The following is a 17,593-nucleotide window of genomic DNA, read 5'->3' as shown; positions in this document are numbered from 1 at the left end:
TTTAATTATTAGCGATTCTTATGATATCTGCAAATAATCCAGAAGCTGTAACGTCTGCACCAGCACCAGCACCTTTGATTATTAAAGGTTGCTCAGGGTAACGTTGTGTATAAAACATTACAATATTATCTTTTCCTTTTAAGTTGTAAAATGGGTGTCCTTCAGGGATTTCTTTTAATCCAACTTTAGCTTTACCGTCATTAAATTCTGCAACAAACTTAAGTTGACTGTTTTTTTCTTGAGCTGATTTAAAAAGACTTTGATAGTATGCTTCATCTTCTTTAAGTGTTGCTAAAAAATCATCAACACTATCTGAATTTAGACCTTTTTCTGTTAAGAAATTATCACTTTCAAGTTCTGATAATTCAATTTGATGACCACTTTCTCTAGCTAAAATTAAAATCTTTCTGGCGACGTCAATTCCACTTAAATCAATACGAGGATCTGGTTCTGTATAACCTTCTTCTTGTGCTTGTTTTACAACATCGTAAAATGTAGTTTCAGCATTAAAATTATTGAATATAAAATTAAGACTTCCAGATAAAACAGCTTGAATGGTATTTATTTTATCTCCAGATGTAATTAAATGACTTAATGTGTCTAAAACCGGTAAACCTGCACCAACATTGGTTTCAAATAAAAATGATGCATTGTATTGTCTTGATAAAGCTTTTAATTCATTATAATATTCAATATCACCAGAACATGCAATTTTGTTGCATGCAACAACCGAAATGCTTTGTTTAAGATAATCGCTATAAATATTAGAAACAGCTTTGTTTGCTGTAATATCTACAAAAATAGAATTTCTTAAATTTAAATTTTTAGCATGTTCTAAGAAACCATTTAAACTTGCTTTTTCTCCATTATCGAGCTCTTGTTTCCAGTTTTTTAAATTAATTCCATCGTCATTAACAACCATGTTTCTAGAATTAGATAAACCTGTGATTCTTAAATTAATTTTAAACTGTTCTTTAACGTATGCTTTTTGTTGTTTTATCTGGTCAATAAGCTTTTCTCCAACATTACCAACACCAGTAATAAATAGGTTAATTTGTTTTGTCTTTATTTCAAAGAATTGTTCGTGTAAACTGTTTAATGCTTTTTTCACGTCGTTTTTATGAATTACAGCAGAAATATTTCGTTCTGAAGCGCCTTGAGCAATAGCTCTAATGTTTACGTTATTTTTGCCAAGTGTACTAAACATTTTTCCACTTATACCTTGGTGATTTTTCATTTTGTCACCAATAACAGCAATGATAGATAAATCAGTTTCAACAACTATAGGATCTATTTTGTGTAATGAAATTTCATATTCAAAAACGGTATCTATTACAGATTTAGCACGTTCAGCATCATTTTCAGAAATTCCAAAACAGATGGTGTGTTCTGATGACGATTGTGTGATTAAAATGATATTAATCCTTTCTTGAGCTAAGGTTTCAAATAAACGTTTACTAAAACCAGGAACGCCAACCATACCATTCCCTTGTAAAGTTAATAGCGCAACATTCTCTATATTGCTAATACCTTTTACAGGTGAATTTTCGTTAGGTGTAACATTTTTTGTTATCGTTGTGCCAATAGCTTCTGGTTCTAAAGTATTTTTTATAACAATAGGAATTTTCTTTTTCAAAACAGGCATGACCGTTGGTGGATATAATACTTTCGCACCAAAATGAGATAATTCTACAGCTTCTTGATAAGACAACTCTACAATTGGAGATGCTTGTTTTACTAATTTAGGATTTGTTGTAAACATACCACTAACGTCGGTCCAGATTTGTAATTCATCAGCCTCTATAGCAGCAGCAATTATAGCTGCTGTGTAATCAGAGCCTCCTCGTCCTAGAGTAGTGATTTCTCCACTTGTAGATTTTGATACAAAACCAGGTAAAAGAACTATTGAACTCGAGTTTGAGTTAAAAAAAGACTGAATATTTGAATCCGTTTGGTCAAAATTAACAGTAGCATTGTTAAAGTTAGAATCTGTTACAATTAGTTCTTGTGAGTTTTTTAAAACGACATCTACCGATCTAGAACGTAACGTATGATAAATGATGGTAGACGATAATTTTTCGCCAAAACTTAATAATTTATCTTTTGTTTTGGGTGATAATTCATTAATGAGATAAATACCGTTTAATAGGCTTTTTAGGTCATTTAATTTATCAGATACTAATTCTTGTAAATCATCCTGTTGTTTTTTTAAAGCTTTATCATTTTCTGTATTTGGAAATAAACCATCAATGATTGAGTTGTGTAAAGACCAAATAACATCATATTTGTTTTTATAGTCTAGATTTTTATCACAAGCTAAATTTCCAGCTTCTAATAATTTATCAGTAATGCCGCCAACAGCAGATACAACTACAGCTATAGATGTTGTTTTAGATTGTTGATCTAAAATAGATATCACTTTATTTATGTTTTCGGCTGAACCTACAGATGTTCCACCAAATTTGAGAACTTTCATATAATTTATAGTTTAAAAAAGGAATAAAAAAATGTCTAAATAGACAAGAAGGGACGGAGAGATTATTACATATTACCCCAAAGGGTAATAATCATTGAAATAATAAACATAGACATAGACACAAACATTGTTTGTGTTAATACTTTTTCTGTTATGTTAATTTCTTTCTTCATTACATCTCAAATGTATTATTTTTATAACAATAAAAAAACAATTCGTTTCTTTTTAGTGATTTATTAAAAATAGAGCTTCAAATTATTAAAAACGGAACAAAACCTATTATTTGTAAAATTTTTTAAGGTTATACTTATGGAATTGACAATAAAAAGTTGTCTTTTTTAACGGAATCATTTTTGAGATTACACAAATAACATTTTAAAGCAACAGTAATAATTAAAATAGTTACATGAAATTATTTTCAAAAGAACAAATTTACGAAGGCGATCGTTTGACATCTGAACGTCAAAATATAGCTTCAACAGAATTAATGGAGCGTGCAGGAACTCAAATTTTTAATTGGATACATACACGATTGCAAGGTGCTCAGGTTCCTATTCATGTATTTTGTGGTATTGGTAATAATGGAGGGAATGGATTAGTATTAGCGAGACATTTAATTACACATGGATATAATGTAGAAACCTATGTTGTGAATTGTAGTGATAAGCGCACACAAGAGTTTTTAATTAACTACGACCATATTAAAAACGTTACTAAAAAGTGGCCAGAAATGTTGAGTTGTAAAGATGATTTTACAGCCATTGAAATTGATATTGAAGATATAATTGTAGATGCTGTTTTTGGTATTGGTTTTAATAGAGATCCTAATAATTGGGTTGCAGAGCTATTTCAAAAATTTAAAGCATCAAAAGCTTTTACGTTAGCTGTTGATATTCCATCGGGTTTATATACAGATGAAGCTGTAGAGGATGAAAATGCTGTAGTTTATGCTAATTATACATTAAGTTTTCAGTCTCCTAAATTAGTTTTCTTTTTACCTGATACGGCTAAATTTATTGGGCAATGGGAAATCTTAGATATTGGACTTGATCGTGAATATCTAATGCAAACGGAAACTAAAGCCGAATTAATTTTTAAGCAAGAAGTACTCCCATTATATAGGCCAAGAGATAAATTTTCTCATAAAGGTGATTTTGGACATGTAATGATTTTAGGAGGGAGTTATGGTAAAATTGGTTCCGTTAATTTGGCTAGTAAAGCTGCTTTACGTTCTGGTGCAGGCTTAGTAACGGCTTATATTCCTAAATGTGGTTACCATAGTTTGCAAACTTCGATTCCTGAAGTTATGGTTATTACAGATGAATCTGAAACTCATATTTCTAATATAAATTTTGATTTAGAACCTAATGTAATTGGTGTTGGAGTAGGGGTAGATACTTCGGAAGAAACAGTTAAAACATTTGAAGCTTTTCTGAAGAAAAATAAAACGCAGTTAGTAATTGATGCGGATGGTTTAAATATCTTATCGAAAAATAAAGCACTTTTAAAATTGTTACCTAAGCAGACAGTATTAACACCACATCCTAAAGAATTAGAAAGGTTAGTAGGGAAGTGGTCTAGTGATTTTGAGAAGTTAAAGAAAGTGCAAGCATTATCAAATAAGTATGATGTTGTTGTTTTAATTAAAGGCGCTAATTCTATGACGGTTTATAAAGATAAATTCTATATAAATTCAACAGGAAATCCAGGAATGGCAACAGCAGGAAGTGGAGATGTTTTAACCGGAATGATTTCAGGATTAATAGCACAAGGTTATTCGTCTTTAGCAGCAACAATTTTTGGGGTTTATTTACACGGAAAATCTGCTGATATCTCACTTGAATATTGTGGTTTTGAAAGTTTAATGGCTAGCCATATTATTGAAACTATTGGTGAAGCTTATATTGATTTGTTTAAACAACCAGAGCAACCAGAAAAAGAACAGAAAGAATAAAAAAGATGGTGTTATAAATGCCAAAAAGCCTATCTAAATTGATTTAGATAGGCTTTTTGTATATTGTGGTTTACAGAGAAATTAGATATTTAACTCATTAAATAATTTAATTAATTCTGAGCTTGAAGGTCTAGGAGCATCAGCAGATATAATATTTCCGTTAGGATCAATTAAAATGAATCTAGGAATACCATTAACTTTATAATCTTGTACAAACTTGGATCTAAATCCATCATCAGCTATTAATTGAATACCACCTAAATCTTTATCAGATACCATTTTTTTCCAACCATTATAAGCCGCAGCTTTATCGTTTTTGTAACCTCTTCCTTCATCTATAGAAATACTTACAAATTCTATATTTTTTCCTTCAAACTGTTTCTCTACATTTTTAAGTGAAGGGATTTCTTTAATACAAGGTCCACACCAAGTTGCCCATAAATCTATATAAACATATTTACCGTTTAAATCCGAAAGTGACATTGTACCTCCAGCATAATTTTCATAGTTCTCAAAACTAGGAGAAGGTGATCCTTCGGGAAAAGCATTAAGTGTTGCTTTTTTAGCTTTCATAAAATTATTAATCTGAGCTACTGTTCCGTTTATGTTTTTATCCATCATGGCAATATGAGTAGAATCAACATCCGTATATTTTGTTTTTAAATCTTCATAAGAAGATTTATAATTTTCAATAGCATCATTTACTTTGTCTAAATCATTAGATCCGACTAATTCTTCTGTAAAATGATTTTTTGAAATTAATAATGATTGTAATTTAAAATTATTAAGATCTGAATCGTCACCACTAAAAACCATAGAATCTACAAACGAATTATAATCAGTTTCAAAAGACGAAGTGTTATCGTTTTCTAAATAAATTTGTCCATATTCTTTTCCATGTTGAAAATAGAAATCTCCAGCAGCAACTTTTAACGTATCATTAAAAGAGCCATCATCATCCATGGTAATCGTTTTTTCATAATTTCGACCTTGAAAAACCTTTAGAATTTTGCTTTCATCTGGGTTTGTTATTTTTCCAGAAAGTGTAACATAATTTTTAGGTTCTCCTTTGCATGCCAATAACGAAGTAGCAACGCAAAGCAATAGTAATCGTTTCATAAATAGTATTTTGTTTGTCCTTCAAAAATAAGAATTTTAAAGGGATCTTAATTTTAAATTTATTATAAAGTTTGAGTTTTTTAAAACAAAAAAAGCCTTCAATTGAAGGCTTTTAGAATAATTTAAAGGTTATTTGACTTAAATTTTAAGGTCATCAAATAATTCAATTAATTCAGGATTTGATGGTCTTGGTGCATCGGCGCTAACAATATTTCCATCAGGATCAATTAAAATGAATCTAGGGATACCATCAATAGCATATTCAGTAACAAATAGAGATTTCCAATCCTTATTTGCCATTAATTGAATTCCGCCCAATTCTTTGTCAGTAACCATTTTCACCCATTTATCATGATCTTTTTCCCTGTCTATTGAAGCACTAATAAAAGCAATATTTTTTCCGTGATATTGTTTTTCTACTTTCTTTAAAGAAGGGATTTCTTTAATACAAGGTCCACACCAAGTTGCCCAAACATCTATATAGACAAATTGACCTTTAAGGTCATCTAAAGATGTTGTTCCTCCTTTATGATTTTCATAATTCACAAATTTTGGAGAAGGCATGCCTTTAGTTAGTTTTTTAACTTTATTATATTTATTAGTTAGGTCTTCTTTAAATTTTTCATCAGAAGACATTGTTATAATTCCATTATAGTAAGCTTCATTATTTTCGTAGTTAGGAGTTATTTGGTAACTTAAACTTTTTGCTAAATCTGTTTTTAGAGAAGGGAATGTTTGCTTGTTTATAGTTTCAAATACTTCTTTAGGGTTTTCTGTTTCATTAATTTTATTAGAGTAATAACGCTGTACTAAATTTTTGTAGTTGTCAATATTATTATAATCTACTTCATTGTTATAATCTATAGTATCAAGTGGTTTTAAGAATTCTAAAGAAGGTTTAAAATCTTCTTTTTTTGTGTAATACCCATGTGCCGAAGGATAACTTTGAATGCTGCTTAGATAATCATACTCAATATTTTTCTCTTCAAGAGTTATAAAGTTAAGATCTAAATCCTTTTGTTTTTTTAAGAATTCTAATTTAGAGTTTTTTATAGTATTTAATTCTTTAAGAAATTCAGTTTCTTCTTTAGAAAATAATTCGATATAATTTATATCTGCATTTTCATTAGCCATATATTTTTCAGCTAAGAAATTACTGTTTTCTGATCCTAATCCTGAATATTTTATGGTTTCATCAAATTTTTCAGTATTTAAAGTTACGATAATTTCATCTCCAGGAGATAAATACATTGCTGTCGTTTCATTTCCGTGACTTAAGTTGTAATAACCTGTTTCTATTTTTAAAGTGTCTATGAAAGTTCCTTCATTAGTTATAGAGACTTCTTTAATTTTCTTACTTCCTTTAAGTATTGTAAGTATTTCCTGTTTAGGATTGTCAATTTTTCCTGAAAATAAAACGTAATCTATTTTGACTTCTTTTTTGCAAGAAACAAATAAAATAGCAACGCATAGTGTAATTAATCTTTTCATAGTTAGGTGAGTTTTGAATAGGTGATAAAAATATGACTTCGAAGTTAAATTAAAGAATTGAATATTATTATGGTAAAACCCAAAATAATTCTCAAATTTGAAAACGAATAAAACTAAATTAAATGGACAATTACCATGTTATCTCTTCAGATGCTTTAGATATTGTAACGATTTACAATATTTTTTATGAAAATAAAAAATTGAAGCTTTCAGAAGCCTCTGCAAATGAGATTAAAAAATGTAAAACCTACTTAGATGCTAAATTAGCAAGTGAAAAAAAACCTATGTATGGTATAAATACAGGTTTTGGTTCATTATATAATGTAAAGATTTCAGACTCCGATTTAAGCCAGCTTCAAGAAAATTTAGTGATGTCTCATGCTTGTGGAACAGGTGATCGAGTACCAGAATCTATTGTTAAAGTGATGTTGCTTTTAAAGATTCAGTCGCTAAGTTATGGTCATAGTGGTGTACAGTTAGAAACCGTAAATAGACTTATTGACTTTTTTAATAACGATATATTTCCTTTTGTATTTACGCAAGGTTCTTTAGGAGCTTCTGGTGATTTGGCGCCGTTAGCACATTTGGCTTTGCCGTTACTTGGAAAAGGAAAAGTAGTACACAATAATAAAGAATATGATGCTAAGGCGCTTTTAGAAGAGTTTAATTGGGAGCCTGTAAAGCTAGAAGCAAAGGAAGGTTTAGCTTTGTTAAACGGAACTCAGTTTATGAGTGCTTATGGGGTTTATTTATTATTAATGTCTCATAAAACATCTTATTTAGCAGATATTATAGCAAGTGTTTCATTAGACGCTTTTGATGGACGATTAGATCCCTTTCATGATTTAGTACATGCGGTTAGGCCTCATCCAGGACAGCGAAAAGTAGCGAGACGTTTTAATGAGTTTTTAAAAGGAAGTGAGCTAATTGATCGTGAAAAAGAACATGTACAAGATCCTTATTCTTTTCGTTGTATTCCACAGGTTCATGGGGCAACAAAGGATACTTTAGATTTTGTTGAAAAAGTAATTTTAACAGAAATTAATTCGGTAACAGATAATCCTAATATTTTTCATGAAGAGGATTTAATAATTTCAGGAGGAAACTTTCATGGTCAGCCTTTAGCGTTAGCATTAGATTATTTAAAAATTGCTATGGCTGAAATAGGAAATATCTCTGAACGACGAGTGTTTCAGTTGGTTTCAGGATTAAGAGGTTTACCAGCGTTTTTAGTAGATAACCCAGGTTTAAATTCAGGGTTTATGATTCCGCAATATACGGCAGCAAGTATTGTTAGTGCTAACAAGCAAATGGCATCACCTGCCAGTGTAGATAGTATTGTGTCTAGTAACGGTCAAGAAGATCATGTAAGTATGGGGGCAAATGCAGCGACACAAGCTTATACTTTGGTTAAAAATGTAGAGCGCGTTATAGCTATTGAATTAATGAATGCATCACAAGCTTTAGAATTTAGAAGGCCTTTAAAAACGTCTCCTTTATTAGAATCTTTTTTGGAGCAATATAGAAAAGTTGTACCTTTTATAAAGGCAGATGAAGTACTGCATGATTCTATTGAAGCATCAATTCAGTTTTTAAAAGATGTAGATATTGAAATTGACGAGTTGTTTTTAAATCATTACGACCTAAAATAATTTTAGATATAAAATCCAGAGTGATGTTTGATCACTCTGGATTAATTATTTTATCGGCCCAGCTGATGGCTTCTTCTAATTCTGAAAAAATTTCAAAATGTTTTTTGAAAAACATTTTTTCAATTTTGGCATTAATCTTTGCTTGGTAATTATTTGAAACAATTGCTATTCCTTCTAAATTTTGAATTTCTGAAGTTTTTAAATAGACTTTAGGGTCAACTGAGTAGGAGTTTATTCTGTTTGATATATATATAAAGGGCTTATTTGAAAAATAAGTTTCAGTAATCTGAATTAATGTATTATTTCTGTTTGATGTAACGTTAATGCCTTCTTTTATGATAACGATAATATAATGGTCATAAATTGTTACATCACAAAAATCGAATGTTAGGGATTCGTTCATTTGTAAATGATAATTTAAAATAATTAGCAATAAAAAAAAACTCTTTCATTTCAGAAAGAGTTTTTTTGTCTATCTAATTAAAATTTAAGATTCAGTTGTTTCTTCAGAAGATTTAATTTTAATATTAAGTGCATCATTTTCTGTATCTAAATCCATGAAAATAGTATCTCCTTCATGAAGTTTAGAGTTAATGATTTCTTCGGCAAGGGCATCTTCTACATATTTTTGAATAGCTCTATTTAAAGGTCGTGCACCATATTGTTTATCAAATCCTTTTTCAGCAATATAATCTTTAGCTTTATCTGTAAGCTGAAGCTCGTAACCAAGTCCTTTTATTCTATCGATAAGTTTAATAAGTTCGATATCTATAATTTTTCCAATGTCTTCTTTTTCTAAGGCATTGAATACAATAACATCGTCAATTCTATTTAAGAATTCCGGAGCAAAAGCTTTTTTAAGAGCATTTTCTATAACTCCTTTTGCATGATCTGATTCTTGTGCTATTGTAGCCGAAGTACCAAAACCTACACCAGATCCAAAATCTTTTAGTTTTCGGGCTCCAATGTTAGATGTCATGATGATTATAGTGTTTCTAAAATCAATTTTACGACCTAAACTATCTGTTAAATAACCATCGTCTAAAACTTGTAATAGCATGTTAAATACATCTGGATGCGCTTTTTCTATCTCATCTAAAAGTACTACAGCGTATGGTTTACGGCGTATTTTTTCGGTCAATTGACCACCTTCTTCATAACCAACGTATCCCGGAGGCGCACCAACTAAACGAGAGATGGCAAATTTCTCCATGTATTCGCTCATGTCTATTCTAACTAAAGAATCTTCACTTTCAAATAATTCGCGAGCCAAAACTTTTGCTAATTGTGTTTTACCAACACCAGTTTGACCTAAAAAGATAAATGAACCAATTGGTTTATTAGGATCTTTAAGTCCAGCTCTGTTTCTTTGTATGGCTTTAACAACCTTTGCAACTGCTTGGTCTTGACCAATCACTTTTCCTTTAATAAGTTCTGGTAATTTAGACAATTTATTAATTTCAGTCTGCGCAATTTTATTTACAGGAATACCTGTCATCATAGAAACAACATCGGCCACACTCTCTTCTGTAACGATTTCTTTATGAAGTTTTGTTTCTTCTTCCCATTTTTCTTGAGCAGTAGCAAGTTCTTTTTCTAAGCGTTTTTCATCATCTCTAAGCTTTGCAGCTTCTTCATATTTCTGCTTCTTAACAACGCTATTCTTCGTTTCTTTAACTTCTTCAAGATTTTTCTCTAATTGAAGAATTTGTTTAGGAACATCAATATTTGTAATATGAACACGAGAACCTGCTTCATCTAAAGCATCAATAGCTTTGTCTGGAAGAAAACGTTCAGTCATATAGCGATTAGTTAACTTCACACATGCTTCAATAGCTTCTTGTGTATAATTAACATTGTGGTGTTCTTCGTACTTCCCTTTAATATTGTTAAGGATTTCTATCGTTTCTTCAACAGAAGTTGGTTCTACAATTACTTTTTGAAAACGACGCTCTAAAGCTCCATCTTTTTCAATGTACTGTCTATATTCATCTAAAGTTGTAGCTCCAATGCATTGTATCTCACCTCTTGCTAAGGCAGGTTTAAACATGTTAGAAGCATCTAAACTTCCTGTAGCTCCACCAGCTCCAACAATAGTATGGATTTCATCAATAAAAAGAATAATATCATCATTCTTTTCAAGCTCGTTCATTACCGCTTTCATGCGTTCTTCAAACTGACCTCTATATTTAGTTCCTGCAACTAAGCTCGCTAAATCTAAGGTAACAACGCGTTTGTTAAATAAGGTACGCGATACTTTACGTTTTATAATTCTTAACGCAAGTCCTTCTGCAATGGCAGATTTACCAACCCCGGGTTCACCGATTAATAAAGGGTTGTTTTTCTTTCTTCGACTTAAAATTTGAGAAACACGTTGTATTTCTTTTTCTCTACCAACAACAGGATCTAATTTCCCTTCTTCTGCTAGTACAGTTAAGTCTCTTCCAAAATTATCTAAAACAGGTGTTTTAGATTTTTTGTTTGTTTTGTTAGGTTGCCCTCCAAAAGGATTTTGTTTTGCGTCATCTTCTTCCTCATTAATATCGTCATCAGAAAACGATTCTGCCTTCGGAGTGTCTAAGTAATCATCTTCGCTAGTAATCATAGATTTGAATTCTTCTTTTACGTTATCATAATCAACTTTTAGCTTATTTAAAAGCTTAGTTGTTGGGTCATTTTCATTTCTTAAGATACACAATAATAAGTGGGCTGTATTAATTGAGGTACTTTGAAACAACTTAGCTTCTAAAAACGTTGTTTTTAAAGCACGCTCAGCTTGCCTTGTAAGGTGTAAGTTCTTTTTTTCATTAGATGTTGTAATGATATTAGGATTAGCAGGACTTAAAATCTCTACCTTTCTCCTTAAGTGATTAAGATCAATATCTAAAGCACTTAATATATCTATAGCTTTACCATCACCATCTCTTAATAAACCAAGCATTAAATGCTCAGTACCTATAAAATCATGACCTAAACGTAAAGCTTCTTCTTTGCTGTAAGCAATAACATCTTTTACTCTTGGGGAAAAATTATCATCCATATTATATTCCTTTCTCTTTCTTTCTGCATTAAAAATAATAAAAACATATTGAGTAAAGGTCAAAAACTGTACCTAAACCATGTGAATTTAAAAAAGAAGCACTAAATAATTTAAATTATACTGTACTAGCAATGATAAATAAGATTTAAGAGATGTTCTGTTAGAGTCTTATTTATTAGTGGTATATAAGTATAATAGAAAGAAATTATGTCAGGTCTTTCGATCTTTCTTTGGTGTTCAATAAATGTTTAAAACGAAGAGACTAAAAAAGCATTTTATCTCAAAGTTAATTCACAGATACTTATTAACTAAAAGGCTATTGTGTATTGTTAATAAAAAATACCAAAAATGATAATGAATTTGGGAATAAACAGTAGTATTTTGGTTATATTAGCATGTTAAGAAAACTTAGAAAAAAACTAATTAATTTTATATATGGCAGAAGGAGAAAAGCTCATTCCAATTAACATTGAAGATGAAATGAAATCGGCTTACATTGACTATTCAATGTCAGTCATTGTGTCACGTGCGTTACCAGATGTAAGAGATGGTTTAAAACCTGTACATAGACGTGTACTTTACGGTATGCACGAACTTGGTATTAGAGCAAATTCGGCACATAAAAAGTCAGCAAGAATTGTCGGTGAAGTTTTAGGAAAGTATCACCCACATGGAGATACCTCTGTTTATGATGCAATGGTACGTATGGCTCAAGAGTGGAGTTTACGTTACATGTTAGTCGATGGACAAGGTAACTTTGGATCTGTGGATGGTGATAGTCCTGCAGCAATGCGTTATACAGAAGCAAGAATGCGAAAGATATCTGAGGATATGTTAGCTGATATTGATAAAGAAACTGTAGATCATAAATTAAACTTTGATGATACGTTAAAAGAACCAACAGTTCTTCCTACACGTATTCCTGGTCTTTTAGTAAATGGAGCTTCGGGGATTGCTGTGGGTATGGCTACTAATATGCCTCCACATAACTTAACTGAAGTTGTAAATGGTACTATAGCTTACATTGAGAATAATGATATTGAAATAGATGAATTAATTCAACATATAAAAGCTCCAGATTTCCCAACAGGAGGAACTATTTATGGCTATGATGGAGTTAAGGAAGCTTTTCATACAGGACGTGGACGTATTGTAATGCGTGGTAAAGCGGTTATCGAAGAAGTACATGGTAGAGAATGTATTATTGTAACTGAAATTCCTTACCAAGTCAATAAGGCAGACATGATAAAAAAGACTGCTGATTTGGTTAACGATAAAAAAATGGAAGGTATTTCTTCTATACGTGATGAATCGGATAGAAATGGAATGCGTATTGTTTACATTTTAAAACGTGATGCAATACCTAATATCGTTCTTAATAAACTATATAAATATTCAGCACTACAAACATCTTTTAGTGTGAATAATATTGCGTTAGTTAATGGGCGTCCTCAGCTTTTAAACTTAAAAGAACTTATTCATTATTTCGTTGAGCATAGACATGAAGTTGTTGTAAGACGTACAACATATGAATTACGTAAGGCAGAAGAAAGAGCACATATCTTAGAAGGTTTAATTATCGCTTCAGATAATATTGATGAGGTAATTAAAATTATTAGAGCTTCTAATAATGCAGATGAAGCACGTAATAGTTTAATTGAACGTTTCAAACTTTCAGAGCTTCAAGCCAAAGCTATTGTTGAGATGCGATTACGTCAGTTAACAGGCTTAGAACAAGATAAATTACGTTCTGAATATGATGAAATAATGAAAACCATTATTGACCTTAAGGATATCCTAGACAGAAAAGAACGTCGAATGGCTATTATTAAGGAAGAATTAGAAGTTGTTAGAGAGAAATATGGAGATGAGCGTCGTTCTATAATTGAATATGCTGGTGGTGATTTAAGTATCGAAGATATGATTCCGGATGCGCAAGTTGTAATTACAATATCGCATGCAGGTTATATTAAAAGAACATCACTTAGTGAATACAAAACTCAGAATAGAGGCGGTGTTGGACAAAAAGCAACAACAACTCGTAATGAAGATTTCTTAGAACATTTATTTGTAGGTACAAACCATCAATACATGTTATTCTTTACTCAAAAAGGAAAATGTTTCTGGATGCGTGTTTACGAAATACCAGAAGGTTCTAAAACTTCAAAAGGTAGAGCAATTCAAAATCTAGTAAACATTGAGCAAGATGATAAAGTTATGGCTTTCATTTGTACTCAAGATTTAAAAGATGAAGAATACATTAATAGTCACTATGTCATAATGGCGACTAAAAAAGGTCAGGTTAAGAAAACATCTTTAGAACAATATTCTAGACCAAGATCAAACGGTATTAATGCGATTACTATTAAGGAAGACGATGTTTTATTAGAAGCAAAATTAACAACAGGCGAAAGTCAAGTGATGTTAGCGTTGAAATCTGGTAAGGCAATACGTTTTGAGGAAGCTAAAACTAGACCAATGGGTAGAGGAGCTTCTGGTGTTCGTGGAATTAGACTTCAAGACGAAAAAACGGATGAAGTTATCGGTATGATTGCTGTAGATGATATGGAAAGTAACATCTTAGTAGTTTCTGAAAATGGATACGGTAAACGATCTAGTTTAGAAGATTACAGAATTACCAATAGAGGTGGAAAAGGTGTAAAAACAATTTCTATCACAGAGAAAACAGGTAATTTAGTATCTATTAAAAATGTAACAGATGAAGATGATTTAATGATTATTAATAAATCTGGAATTGCAATTCGTATGGCTGTAGCTGATTTACGTGTCATGGGAAGAGCAACTCAAGGTGTTAAATTAATAAACCTTAAAGGGAATGATTCTATTGCTGCAGTAGCTAAAGTTATGAAAGATGACGAAGAGGTTATTGAAGATATAGAAGCTGAAATCATTGGAGATGGTGATACCACTGAAGATGATGGTACAGCTATTGATAATAATGAAACTGAAAACTAAATTAACAAATAAATTATTTATTACAAGATGAAAAAATTAATGACATTAATGCTACTCTTAGCTGTTTCGTCAATGTCCTTTGCTCAAAAAAATGAGGTAAAAGCAATTGAGAAGGCACTAAAGAATTCAAATTTTGGAGATGCCAAATCTGCAGTAACTTCAGCGGAAGCTCTGATTGGTAGTATGGACGATAAAACTAAAGCAAAGTTTTATTATTTAAAAGCTCAGGCTTTATATGCAGAAGGTAAAGGTACTGATGCTAATATTGATGAAGCGATAGTAAGTTTAGACAACTTAAAAGAATTAGAATCTAAAATGGGTAAATTAAAATATACCCAAGAAGCTAATGTAATGTCTGAAGGAATGGTTAATACATTTTTAACCAATGCCAATAATGCATTTTCAAGTAAAAATTATAAAGCTGCGGCTAAAGGTTTTGAAAAAGTTTATAGAATGTCTCCGCAAGATACATTGTATTTATATTATGCCGCTTCATCAGCAGTAACTGAACAAGATTATGATACTGCTTTAGATTATTATATTGAACTAAAGAATCTTGGTTACACAGGTATCAAAATGAATTATTTTGCAACCAATGCAGAAACAGGTGAGGAGGAACTTTTTCCAGATAAAGCACAAAGAACTTTTTCTTTAAAAGCTAAATTACATAACAAGCCTAGAGATGAAAAAAGTGAATCTAATGCCGCTGAAATTGTAAAAAATATAGCTTTAATTTATGTGTCTCAAGGAGAGAATGAAAAAGCATTAGCAGCAATGTCTGATGCTAGATCTCAAAACCCTGACGATATAGGGTTATTATTATCTGAAGCAAATGTTTATTTAAAAATGGGTAATAGAGATAAATTTAAGGAGTTAATGGAGCAAGCGACTCAGAAAGATCCAGATAATGCTGAACTACAGTATAACTTAGGTGTTTTAGCTGCTGAAGCTGGTAACTCAGAATCTGCTATTAAATATTACAATAAGGCTATTACAATTAACCCTAATTATGTGGATGCATATACTAATTTAGCTGTTGTTATTTTAGCAGGTGAAGCTGCAATTGTTGAAGAAATGAATGGTTTAGGTACAAGTTCTGCTGATAATAGAAAATATGATGAACTTAAAGAAAAGCGTTCTCAATTATATTCTGATGCTATTCCTTATCTAGAAAAATCATTAGAATTAAAAGAATCTAATATTGATGCTGCTAAAACATTAATGAATATCTATAGCGCATTAGGAGAAACAGATAAATTTAAAACTATGCGAGCTAGAGTTGAAGCAATGGAAGCTTCTGCTGCTGGTAACTAAAGTTTAGTAATATTCTTATTACAAGAACAAAAAAAATGGTCGGAAGAAATTCCGACCATTTTTTTTGTAAAGAATTAAGAGGCTAGAATAAATATATATTATATCTATATAGGCTATAAATAAGTAAATAGCTTTTTAATAATGCCGTGAAATTTATTTCCACTTAATGCTGCAACCCATACTTGGTTTTTGATCAGCGCTTATAGGCGTATTTGTTATTAAAGCAGTCATTGCAGCTCTAAGATCTTTTCCTGTTACAGGTTTGTCATTCTCAGGTCTAGAATCATCTAATTGACCTGTATAGACTAATTTTAAATCGGCATCGAATAAGAAAAAATCAGGTGTACAAGCAGCATTATAGGCTTTTGCAATATTTTGAGTTTGATCGTATAAATATGGAAATATATAATCTTCATTTATTGCGTATTTGGCCATTAAATCGGGTCTGTCTTGCGGATGGGTTAAGACATCATTACTAGAAATAGCAATACAGTTAATACCTTTTGAAATGTAATCTTTAGCTAATTGAGATAGTTCTGAGCTTACATGATTAACAAAGGGACAGTGGTTACATATAAACATCACCAATGTTCCTGTTGTACCTTTTAATTCGTTTAGAGATTTCTTTGTGTTATCTACACTATCTTTAAGTCTGAAGTGCGGTGCTATGGTGCCTAAGGGTAGCATGTTAGATTCTGTACGAGCCATTATTTCTTTATATTTGTTTTTATTAATCCGTTATATTGACCTTAGCAAAAGATATGGAAAAGATAGTAACATTTGAAGACTTTACAAAAGTAGATTTAAGAATAGGTACAATTGTAGAAGTGAATGCTTTTCCTAAAGCACATCGTTCAGCTTATCAATTAATTATAGATTTTGGTGTTTTAGGATTTAAAAAAACTTCTGCCCAAATTACAACTCAATATCAAAAAGAAGATTTAATAGATAGGCAAATTGTGGCTGTCGTTAATTTTCCTAAAAAGCAAATAGCTAATTTTATGAGTGAATGTTTAGTTGTTGGTGCAGTAAAATCAAATGATGTGTTTTTATTACATCCAGAAACTAAAGTTAAAAATGGGAGTCCTATTTCTTAAAAATCTATAATCTAAAAATAAAATTCCCTGATAAATTTTTATCAGGGGATTTTATAGTTTAATATAATTTATCTTAGATATCGTCAAAGCTAATATCTGTAAAACTTTCTGTGTCTCCTGATGTTTTTACTTCTTCAGTTACAAACTCATCTTCACGTTTAAAATCTTTTTGATGACGTTCGCTAATAACTTCCTGACCTTTTTCATTAATAATATAATCAGTCATTTCAGCTAAAATTTCTTTAAATTCGGTAAAGTCTTCTTTATATAAATAAATCTTATGTTTTTTGTAATAAAAAGATCCATCATCATTAGTGAACTTTTTACTTTCAGTAACTGTTAAATAATAATCCCCAGCTTTTGTTGCTCTAACATCAAAAAAATATGTTCTCCTTCCTGCACGTAATACTTTAGAATAGATTTCTTCTTTGTCCGTCATTTCATAATCACTCATAACTCAATCTTATTTTAATT

General features: G+C 30.9%; 12 protein-coding genes. 5 read left to right on the top strand and 7 right to left on the bottom strand.

Features of this window, described 5'->3' with window-relative positions; genetic code table 11:
- Window position 1: 1 nt before the first annotated feature.
- On the bottom strand, window positions 2-2,476 hold the full coding sequence (thrA, locus tag H0I32_RS02295; RefSeq protein ID WP_179313937.1) for a bifunctional aspartate kinase/homoserine dehydrogenase I: 2,475 nt from the start codon (window positions 2,474-2,476) through the stop codon (window positions 2-4).
- 406 nt (window positions 2,477-2,882) lie between these two features.
- Here thrA and H0I32_RS02290 point away from each other — a divergent pair, with 406 nt between their 5' ends.
- Window positions 2,883-4,430, top strand: coding sequence for an NAD(P)H-hydrate dehydratase (locus tag H0I32_RS02290; protein ID WP_179313936.1), 1,548 nt, complete (start codon window positions 2,883-2,885; stop codon window positions 4,428-4,430).
- An 81-nt stretch (window positions 4,431-4,511) separates the two neighbouring features.
- Here H0I32_RS02290 and H0I32_RS02285 read toward each other — a convergent pair whose 3' ends face one another.
- Window positions 4,512-5,549 (bottom strand): TlpA family protein disulfide reductase, encoded by a 1,038-nt coding sequence (locus H0I32_RS02285; RefSeq protein WP_173586927.1) that lies wholly within the window; start codon window positions 5,547-5,549, stop codon window positions 4,512-4,514.
- A gap of 138 nt (window positions 5,550-5,687) precedes the next feature.
- Window positions 5,688-7,040, bottom strand: coding sequence for a TlpA family protein disulfide reductase (locus tag H0I32_RS02280; protein WP_179313935.1), 1,353 nt, complete (start codon window positions 7,038-7,040; stop codon window positions 5,688-5,690).
- Window positions 7,041-7,162: 122 nt separating this feature from the next.
- Between H0I32_RS02280 and hutH the strand changes: the two genes are divergently transcribed.
- Window positions 7,163-8,692 (top strand): histidine ammonia-lyase, encoded by a 1,530-nt coding sequence (gene hutH / locus H0I32_RS02275; protein WP_179313934.1) that lies wholly within the window; start codon window positions 7,163-7,165, stop codon window positions 8,690-8,692.
- A 31-nt stretch (window positions 8,693-8,723) separates the two neighbouring features.
- On the opposite strand, the gene H0I32_RS02270 is transcribed toward hutH, so the two are convergent.
- Window positions 8,724-9,095, bottom strand: coding sequence for a hypothetical protein (locus tag H0I32_RS02270; RefSeq protein WP_179313933.1), 372 nt, complete (start codon window positions 9,093-9,095; stop codon window positions 8,724-8,726).
- A gap of 84 nt (window positions 9,096-9,179) precedes the next feature.
- Complete coding sequence (locus H0I32_RS02265) at window positions 9,180-11,732, bottom strand: ATP-dependent Clp protease ATP-binding subunit (protein ID WP_173586931.1); 2,553 nt, start codon at window positions 11,730-11,732, stop codon at window positions 9,180-9,182.
- Window positions 11,733-12,167: 435 nt separating this feature from the next.
- Here H0I32_RS02265 and gyrA point away from each other — a divergent pair, with 435 nt between their 5' ends.
- Window positions 12,168-14,708, top strand: coding sequence for a DNA gyrase subunit A (gyrA, locus tag H0I32_RS02260; protein ID WP_179313932.1), 2,541 nt, complete (start codon window positions 12,168-12,170; stop codon window positions 14,706-14,708).
- 27 nt (window positions 14,709-14,735) lie between these two features.
- The gene (locus tag H0I32_RS02255) at window positions 14,736-16,022 is read left to right on the top strand and encodes a tetratricopeptide repeat protein (protein WP_173586933.1); all 1,287 of its coding nucleotides are present in this window, start codon (window positions 14,736-14,738) and stop codon (window positions 16,020-16,022) included.
- Window positions 16,023-16,175: 153 nt separating this feature from the next.
- On the opposite strand, the gene H0I32_RS02250 is transcribed toward H0I32_RS02255, so the two are convergent.
- Window positions 16,176-16,730 (bottom strand): thioredoxin family protein, encoded by a 555-nt coding sequence (locus H0I32_RS02250; RefSeq protein ID WP_173586934.1) that lies wholly within the window; start codon window positions 16,728-16,730, stop codon window positions 16,176-16,178.
- 53 nt (window positions 16,731-16,783) lie between these two features.
- Between H0I32_RS02250 and H0I32_RS02245 the strand changes: the two genes are divergently transcribed.
- Window positions 16,784-17,119, top strand: coding sequence for a tRNA-binding protein (locus H0I32_RS02245; RefSeq protein ID WP_173586935.1), 336 nt, complete (start codon window positions 16,784-16,786; stop codon window positions 17,117-17,119).
- 73 nt (window positions 17,120-17,192) lie between these two features.
- On the opposite strand, the gene H0I32_RS02240 is transcribed toward H0I32_RS02245, so the two are convergent.
- Window positions 17,193-17,573: a PUR family DNA/RNA-binding protein gene (locus tag H0I32_RS02240; RefSeq protein WP_173586936.1), complete on the bottom strand. Its 381-nt coding sequence runs from the start codon at window positions 17,571-17,573 to the stop codon at window positions 17,193-17,195.
- Window positions 17,574-17,593: the final 20 nt, after the last annotated feature.

Origin of the sequence: Winogradskyella sp. HaHa_3_26 (assembly GCF_019278425.1) — a bacterium.
Lineage (GTDB): Bacteria > Bacteroidota > Bacteroidia > Flavobacteriales > Flavobacteriaceae > Winogradskyella > Winogradskyella undariae.
Note: the sequence above shows the minus strand (reverse complement) of the source record. Positions and strands in the feature narration are given on the sequence as shown.